10 protein-coding genes are annotated in these 8,470 nt (G+C 35.5%); all 10 read left to right on the plus strand.

The window, feature by feature from the left end; all coding sequences use genetic code 11:
• Positions 1 to 41: 41 nt before the first annotated feature.
• Positions 42 to 1,916, plus strand: coding sequence for a BglG family transcription antiterminator (locus tag B2S90_RS10030; protein WP_286696995.1), 1,875 nt, complete (start codon positions 42 to 44; stop codon positions 1,914 to 1,916).
• An 8-nt stretch (positions 1,917 to 1,924) separates the two neighbouring features.
• Complete coding sequence (locus B2S90_RS10035; protein ID WP_278779862.1) at positions 1,925 to 2,476, plus strand: RDD family protein; 552 nt, start codon at positions 1,925 to 1,927, stop codon at positions 2,474 to 2,476.
• Between the two features lie 74 nt (positions 2,477 to 2,550).
• Entirely contained in the window at positions 2,551 to 2,877 is a 327-nt protein-coding gene (locus B2S90_RS10040; protein WP_006504762.1) for a PTS lactose/cellobiose transporter subunit IIA, read from the plus strand.
• Between the two features lies 1 nt (position 2,878).
• The gene (locus B2S90_RS10045) at positions 2,879 to 3,202 is read left to right on the plus strand and encodes a PTS sugar transporter subunit IIB (RefSeq protein ID WP_055289024.1); all 324 of its coding nucleotides are present in this window, start codon (positions 2,879 to 2,881) and stop codon (positions 3,200 to 3,202) included.
• Between the two features lie 23 nt (positions 3,203 to 3,225).
• Positions 3,226 to 4,593: a PTS sugar transporter subunit IIC gene (locus tag B2S90_RS10050; protein WP_278860605.1), complete on the plus strand. Its 1,368-nt coding sequence runs from the start codon at positions 3,226 to 3,228 to the stop codon at positions 4,591 to 4,593.
• Positions 4,594 to 4,608: 15 nt separating this feature from the next.
• Positions 4,609 to 5,130: a GrdB-related putative oxidoreductase gene (locus tag B2S90_RS10055; RefSeq protein WP_278779867.1), complete on the plus strand. Its 522-nt coding sequence runs from the start codon at positions 4,609 to 4,611 to the stop codon at positions 5,128 to 5,130.
• A 56-nt stretch (positions 5,131 to 5,186) separates the two neighbouring features.
• A complete protein-coding gene (locus B2S90_RS10060; RefSeq protein ID WP_055289029.1) occupies positions 5,187 to 6,140 on the plus strand; it encodes a N(4)-(beta-N-acetylglucosaminyl)-L-asparaginase in 954 nt (317 codons plus the stop codon).
• Positions 6,140 to 7,234 carry a Sapep family Mn(2+)-dependent dipeptidase gene (locus tag B2S90_RS10065; RefSeq protein ID WP_286696996.1) on the plus strand — a complete coding sequence of 365 codons (1,095 nt, stop codon included), beginning with the start codon at positions 6,140 to 6,142 and terminating at the stop codon, positions 7,232 to 7,234. The genes B2S90_RS10060 and B2S90_RS10065 overlap by 1 nt, the downstream gene beginning before the upstream one ends.
• Positions 7,231 to 7,971 (plus strand): copper homeostasis protein CutC, encoded by a 741-nt coding sequence (locus B2S90_RS10070; protein WP_055289033.1) that lies wholly within the window; start codon positions 7,231 to 7,233, stop codon positions 7,969 to 7,971. The genes B2S90_RS10065 and B2S90_RS10070 overlap by 4 nt, the downstream gene beginning before the upstream one ends.
• The coding region (locus B2S90_RS10075; RefSeq protein WP_286696997.1) for a YitT family protein at positions 7,934 to 8,470 on the plus strand (537 nt) is incomplete at its 3' end. The genes B2S90_RS10070 and B2S90_RS10075, both read left to right, overlap by 38 nt.

The raw sequence follows: 8,470 nt of genomic DNA on the forward strand, positions 1-8,470 counted from the left end.
CACAGTAAACCATTACAATGAAGGTACAGGAGGTTATACGGATGAATAATAGACAGCAGCGTATTATAGATATCCTTCATGATTATGATGAATGGGTGACAGGTAAAGAGCTTGCTTCTATGTTGTCTGTATCAGATCGTACAATCCGTTCTGATATTGAGCATATTAATAAAGAGTATGAATGTACTCTTATAGAAGCCAATCGTCGTAAAGGTTATCACTTAGACGAGATGCTGACAAGTGTCAAAGGAATTACGACAAAGTCAGTCATTCCTCAGACATCTCAGGAACGTGTATCTTGGATCATTAAGGAATTATTGTTTAAACAGGAAATCAATCTCATTGAATTACAGGATCGTATTTATGTCAGTGGTTATACGATTGATAATGACTTAAGAAATATCAGACGTATACTCAATCAATATCCTTCTTTAAAAGTGATACGTGTAAAGAACCACATTCGTTTAGAAGGTAATGAAAATGAGAAGCGTTCTGTATATAAGCATCTATTAGAATCAGAAATCAAAGGAAACTTCACAAATATCAGTGCCTTGTCTCATTTATGGAAGGATTTTAATCTCATTGATGTAGTAGAAATCTTTAAGAATGTCTGCGCAAATAATCATTATAAGTTCAAGAATGTCAGTCTTCCTATGTTGATGATGCATGCGGGTATTGCGATTGAACGTATCAGGAATAAGAATTATTTATATGAAACACAGAGTGATTGTACAAGTATTGATTTAGAATATCGTGTCTCAAAGGATTTCTTTGAAGAATTATCACAAAAGTTTGGTATTCCTTATGTTGAAGAAGAAGTCGTTAAGTTTGCTTTCTTATTGGAAGGAAGAGGCAGTCATGTAGATTTAAAAGCAGAATCACAACAGTTAGTAGAAGAAGTATTATTAGACATTAAAGATTGTTTTGATATTGATTTTACAGATGATGAAGAACTTTACAATAGCTTAGTCATTCATATGCAGTCATTGCTTGATCGTATTAAAGTAGATAAACCTAATACAACAGCTTATTTAAAGGAGATTAAAAGACAATATCCTCTAGTCTTTGAAATGGCGATACATGCCAGTGATGTCATTTCTAAAGTTACAGGTAAACCTTTAGTAGAAGATGAAATCTCTTATCTTGCTTTACATTTTGGAACAGCCTATGAAAGACATATCAATACACAGAAATATCGTGTAGTCATGATTATTCCCCATAATCAGATGCTGGCGAAAGCATGTATGGATAAGATTGAAACACGTTTTAGAGAACGTATGGAAATTATTAAAGTATTCCCATTCTTTGAAAATAATATGATTGCATCACTTCATCCTGACTTGATTTTGACTGTTGTACCTTTGCAGCATGAATTGGCTATTAAGACAGTATCAATCAGTTTATTTGTGAACTATGAGGATGAAAGTCAGATCTTCCAGGCATTGAATCAATTAGATAGAGAAAAATATCATGATCAGTTCTGTCATATTGTAAAGAAGCTGATTGGACAAGAAACATTCTTTATAAAAAAAGACATCGCATCTAAGGAAGATGCCATTAACTATTTATGTGATAATCTGATTCAGTTAGGCTATGCCACACAAGAATATAAAGAAGATGTTTTTAAAAGAGAAGAGATGGCAGGAACAGCCTTTGTGCAGGGCTTTGCGGTACCTCATGCCATTACAGTACAGCCATTACGTTCTACTATATCCGTCATGGTCTTAAAGAATCCCGTTAAGTGGGGAAAGTATGAAGTACGTCTTATTCTCTTATTATCTATTAGTGAACAGGATAATCAGATGCTGCATACATTCTTTGACTGGTTATCCAATGTACTTATTGATTATAACCAGCTGATGCAGTTTATCGAAGCAGACAATTATCAACAATTTATGAAGCTGATGACAGCGTGAGGTAACATATGAAAAAACAACAACAGACTATTGCATCATTACCAAGACGTTTTGGTGCATACTTATTAGATTGGTATATTGGTGCTCTTTTTACATCATTTCCTATCGCAATTGTGTCACAGAAGATTTATGGCACAATGAAGAACCAGAATCTATTAGAATACCCTCATCAATTAGGACTGATTTGTGGGTTATTCGCATTACTAGGCGCCATTATCTACTATGTTGTGATTCCTTTAGTTATTAATAAGGGACAGACAATCGGTAAAAGAATATGTCATATTAAGATTGTAAAGAGTGATGGTAAAGATGTAGGCCTTAAAGAACTATTACTAAGAGAAGTATTAGGAGCCATTATTATTGAAGGAGTTCTATATTCTGCAAGTACAATATTACATCAGGTATTACAAATCAGTTTAGGTATTAGTTTAGTAAAGCCGATGATGTATGTTGGCTTTGCGATTACAATCGTGAGTGCTATTTTATGTTTAGTGAATAAGAAAGAACATCTAGCATTACATGATTATCTAGCACGTACTAAAGTAGTGAATTTTTCCTAAATAGAGGAAATCGCATTCACTACCTGAAAATAAATATAAGTTTATACTATGAATTGTGAGATGGAGGAAATCACATGGAAGATTTAGAATTATTAAGTTTTAACATTATTTCTGCCGTGGGTACCGCAAAGTCACGCTATGTACAGGCAATGTATCTTGCTGAGAAGGGTGATTTTGATGAAGCTCGCGCAAAAATAAAAGAAGGAGAAGAAAGCTTTGTGAAAGGTCACGAAGCACATGCATCACTTATCCAGAAGGAAGCATGTGGTGAAAAGACAGTTCCAACAATTCTTCTTATGCATGCGGAAGATCAGCTTATGAATGCTGAAACAACAAAGATCATGGCTGAAGAGATTATCAAACTATCTCAAAGAATTAAAAAATTAGAAGGAGGAGAATAGGATGAAAAAGGTTTATTTATTCTGTAGTGCAGGTATGTCTACTAGTATTCTTGCAAGTAAGATGCAGGAAGTCGCAAATAGCCATAACCTACCAATCAAGGTGGCTGCTTTCTCTCATAACAAATTAGGAGAAATCGTTAATTCTGATTGTCCTGATTGTATTTTACTTGGTCCACAGGTTGAATATCTTTATGACGAAACAGTAGCTAACTTCGGGCACCTAAACATACCTATTTCTGTGATCGACCAAGATGATTACGGTATGATGAACGGTGAAAGAGTACTTAAAAAAGCTATTCTATTAATCAAAAAAAACAATAAATAATAATTAAAGGGAGTACTTAAAGTATGATGAAACAACTTGAAAAGTATTTAATGCCTTTAGCAGAAAAAATTGGGCGTAATAAATACTTAATGTCAATTCGTGATGGTTTCTTAGTATCAACACCATTACTTATTGCAGGATCAATTTTCTTATTAATCGCAAACTTTCCAATTACAGCTTGGACAAAAGTTTTAGAATCAACAATTATCAATCAGAAAACAGGTGAGACACTTGCTGCATTCTTATCAAAGCCATCTGATGCAACATTCACTATCATGGCAGTATTTGCGGTAATGGGTATCGCTTATTCATTTGCTGGTCAGATGAAGACAAACAAGATCTTCGGTGCTGCCTGTGCACTTATGTCATGGTTCCTAATCATGCCATATTCAATCACTGGTAATGTTGCTGTAGGATCTAAAACTATTGAAGCAACTCTTTCTGGTATCCCATTAGGATGGGTTGGTGCTAAGGGTATCTTCGTAGGTATCATTACTGCATTCTTAAGCGTACATATCTATGCTTGGGTAGAAGGTAAAGGCTGGACAATCAAGATGCCAGCTGGTGTTCCACCAACAGTTGTAGAATCTTTCTCAGCATTGATTCCAGCAACATTCGTAATGGCTTTCTTCTTCCTAGTAAACTTAATGTTTGGTTTCTTAGGAACAAACGTATTCCAGATTATCTTCGAATTCTTACAGACACCATTACTTAACCTTGGTGACACATTAGGGGCAATGGTTGTTGCTTATATCTTCTTACACTTATTCTGGTTCTTCGGTATCAATGGTGGATCTGTAGTAGGTGCTGTATTTAACCCAATTCTTCAGACTCTATCAGCTGAAAACATTCTTTTCTTCACTAAAGGACAGGGTACAGGACATATTATCTGTCAGCAGTTCCAGGACTTATTCGCTACATTTGGTGGATGTGGTTCTACATTATCATTATTAATCGCAATGTTATTATTCTGTAAATCTAAACGTATTACAGACTTAGGTAAACTTGCTTTAGTTCCAGGTATCTTTGGTATCAACGAACCAATCGTATTCGGTTTACCAATCGTATTAAATCCAACTATGCTTATTCCATTCATGTTAGTGCCAACAGTAAACATCATTATCTCATACTTCTGTATGGCTCTTAAGATTGTTCCAATCTGTTCAGGTATCAACATCCCTTGGACTATGCCACCAATTATCTCAGGTTTCTTAGCCACTAACTGGGTAGGTGCACTGCTTCAGGCTGCCTTAATCGTTATTGGTGTTGTTATCTATATGCCATTCATCAAGGTACTTGATAAGCAGTACTTAAATGAAGAAGCTCAGGCTCAGGCTGCTAAAGAAGAAGACGACATTGATTTAGACGACTTATCTTTTGACGATCTATAAGAAGGAGGATGAAACATGAAAATCGTAATGATTTATGACCAGATCCAGTCTGGTAAAGGGATTAAAGATGATCACATGGTACCTTTAGGACTCGTAAAAGAATCATGTGGACCTGCTATTATGATGGAACCATTCTTAAAACAGGTAAATGGACATGTTGTATGTTGTTTATATTGTGGAGATGGATTCTATGAAGCAAATAGTGATGAAGTCAGCCGTAAACTTTGCGCAATGGTAGAAAAAATTAAACCAGATGTTGTTGTTTGTGGTCCATGTTTCAACTATCTTGGCTATGGGCGCATGGCTGCACGTGTCGCTTATGATATTAACGAAAAAACTCATTCACATGCTATAGCTGCAATGAGTATCGAAAATGAAGAGACAATTAATGAATATAAAGACAAGGTTCATATCATCAAGACACCTAAGAAGGGTGGTACTGGTTTAAATGAATCATTAGAAGGAATCTGTCAGCTTGCTAAGGCAATGTGTGAGCAGAAAGACGAAGACATTGTTGCTTCTAAATATTGTTTCTAAATTAACTTGAGGATACGTGAGGACGTATCCTCTTTCAATAAAAGGAGGATATTAATATGTACGGTATTATTGCTACTTGGAGAATGGCTTTAGAAGGTATTACAAAAGCAGATGAAATGTTAAAGAATCATGGGGATGCAGGAGATGCAATCGTTGAAGCTGTTAAGGCTGTAGAAGATTTCCCATATTATAAATCAGTAGGTTATGGGGGATTACCTAACGAAGAAATGATTGTTGAATTAGATGCGGCTTATATGAACGGAAATACTCTTTCAGTAGGATGTGTTGGGGCAATCAAAGACTTTGCCAATCCTGTAGAAATCGCAAGAAAATTATCTCATGAAAAGGTCAACAACTTCTTAGTTGGTGCAGGTGCTGAAAAATATGCATCTAAGAATGGCTTTGAAAGAAAGAACATGCTCACTGAACGTGCTGAAATTCATTATCATAATAGATTAAAAGAAATGACTCAAGAAATTAAACCTTATTCTGGTCATGATACAGTTGGTATGGTCTGCTTAGACGAACATGACAAGATGACTTCTGCGACTTCTACAAGTGGTCTATTTATGAAGCGTTCTGGTAGAGTAGGTGACTCACCCGTATCTGGATCAGGTTTCTATGTTGATAGTGAAGTCGGTGGTGCAAGTGCAACAGGACTTGGTGAAGATGTAATGAAGGGATGTGTCTCTTATGAAATCGTAAGAATGATGAAGGAAGGTATGCACCCACAGGCTGCATGTGAAAAGGCTGTTAATACATTCTCTAAAGAATTAATCAAACGTCGTGGTGAAGCAGGAGATATGTCTTTAATCGCTATGAATAATAAAGGTGAATGGGGATGTGCCACAAATATTGAAGGTTTCTCATTTGTAGTTGCAACTCCAGAACTTGAACCAACTGTATTTGTAGTAAAGCATGAAGGTGAACATAGTGTGTTTGAAAAAGCAAGTCAGGAATGGCTTGATGATTATATGCGTACAAGAACAGCCCCATTGGTAAGAAAATAATGAATGAAGAAATATTAAAGGCTGTTGATGAGATTGCAGATGAGATGATTGAAGGCATCAAGCGTATTGTACGTATTGATAGTGTAGAATCTGAGGCTGTGAATGATGCTCCTTTTGGAGAAGGTGTACGCCATGCACTTGATGAAACACTCCAGTTATCTCGTGATCTTGGATTTGAAACAGTGGATGTTGATCATTATATCGGTTATGCTCGTTATGGTAAAAGTGATGATTATGTATGTGCCTGTGGTCATTTAGATGTTGTACCAGTAGGTGAAGGCTGGAAACATCCACCATTTAGTGCTTATGAAGAAGACGGCGTGATTTATAGCCGTGGTATTCTAGATAACAAGGGTCCTATTCTTTCATGTCTTTATGCCCTTACTGCTTTAAAGAGACTTGGTATAAAGCCTGAAAGAGAAGTACGTATCATCTTTGGCTGTGATGAAGAATCAGGATTTGAGGATTTAAAATATTATTTAGATCATGAAAAAGCACCTATTGCCGGCTTTACACCAGATTGTAAATATCCTGTTGTTTATGCTGAAAGGGGACGTGCTGTTATCAAAGTGAAAGCTGATCTAGATCATTTGATTACTTTTATGAATAACTATATCTTAAATACACAAAACAAAGGTGAAAGACTTGGTATTGATTATAAGAATGATGAGTTTGGACAATTAGAAATCCGTAACTATCATTTGACTAAAGAAGATTTCAGCTTTTCTATCAGTTATCCTGCAGGAATTACACTAGAAGAAATAATTGATAAACTCAATCATATTGAAGGGTATGAGTATGAAGTCGTGTCTCATTTTAAACCTGTTTATTTTGATAAAAAGGCACCTATGGTAGAAATCATGAAAGAGACATATGAATATGTAACGGGTAATGATGGAACTCCAGTTACTACAACAGGTGGTACTTATGCGAAAATGATGCCTCATATTGTTCCATTTGGACCTTCTTTCCCAGGACAGAAAGGTATTGGACATAATCCCAATGAATGGATGACAAGAGAGGATCTTATTACCAATGCAAAGATTTATGCTTTAACACTTTATCAATTATCTAGAAAGGAAACAGAACTATGATTGAAGTATGCTGTGGAAGTTATAAGGATGGCCTACGTGCTTATAAGGGTGGTGCCACACGCATTGAATTAAACAGTGCTCTATATTTAGGAGGTTTAACACCTTCTGTTGCTTCATTAAAACTCTTAAAAAGAGAAACAACATTGACTATTATTTGTATGGTTAGACCTCGTGGTGCTGGTTTTACTTATGATGAAATAGAATATAAACAGATGTTATTAGAAGCAGAAGATCTATTAGAAAATGGTGCAGATGGTCTCGCTTTTGGTTTCTTAAAGAGTGATCATACAATTGATGTCAAGCGTACAAGAGAATTTGTAGAACTTATTCATAAATACCATCGTACGGCTGTATTCCATCGTGCTTTTGACTGCTGTGATGATTTAGATCATGCTATGACTCAATTGGTTGAACTTGGCATTGATCGTGTTTTGACAAGCGGTGGTCAGCCTACTGCGATAGATGGAGCAGATAAGATCAAATCATTACAAGAAAATTATGGTAAGGATATTGAAGTTCTTGCAGGAAGTGGTGTGAACTATAATAATGCATCCTCTTTAATGGAACATACAGGTATCTCCCAGGTACATTCTTCTTGTAAGGATTATGAAGAAGATCCTACAACTTCAGGCAAGTCTGTCACTTATAGCTATTATACTGGCACACATGCCAATGATTATGAAAGTGTGGACCAGGAAAATGTCGAAAAACTTGTCAGCAGCCTACAAAACAAATAAAAGATATATTATTACTTTCTTTGCGGTGTTCTTTTCGGCACTCTTACAGACATTTGTTATTCAGACATTTTTGAATCCTTCTGACCTTTTATCAAGTGGTTTTACAGGTATTGCGATTCTAATTAATCGTATCAGCATGCTTTATGGATATTCATTATCTATTTCCACACTTGTGATTGTACTCAATCTACCTGTCGCAATTGTATGTTATAAGACAATAGGTAAGAAATTTGTTTTCTTCTCTTTCTTACAAGTTATCTTCTTTAGTATTTTCACAAGGGTATTATCATTTGATCCATTATTTGATGATGTGATCTTGAATGTATGTTTTGGTGGATTCCTTTATGGCTTTGCGATTGCGATTGCCTTAAGAGGTAATGCAAGTACTGCTGGTACTGACTTTATCGCTTTATATGTATCTAATAAAATGAATAAGTCAATCTTCGAATATATATTTGTTTTCAATGCATTGATGTTATGTGTATTTGGATTCATGTTT

This window comes from Catenibacterium sp. UBA627, from assembly GCF_002299355.1.
GTDB lineage: Bacteria > Bacillota_I > Bacilli_A > Erysipelotrichales > Coprobacillaceae > Catenibacterium > Catenibacterium mitsuoka.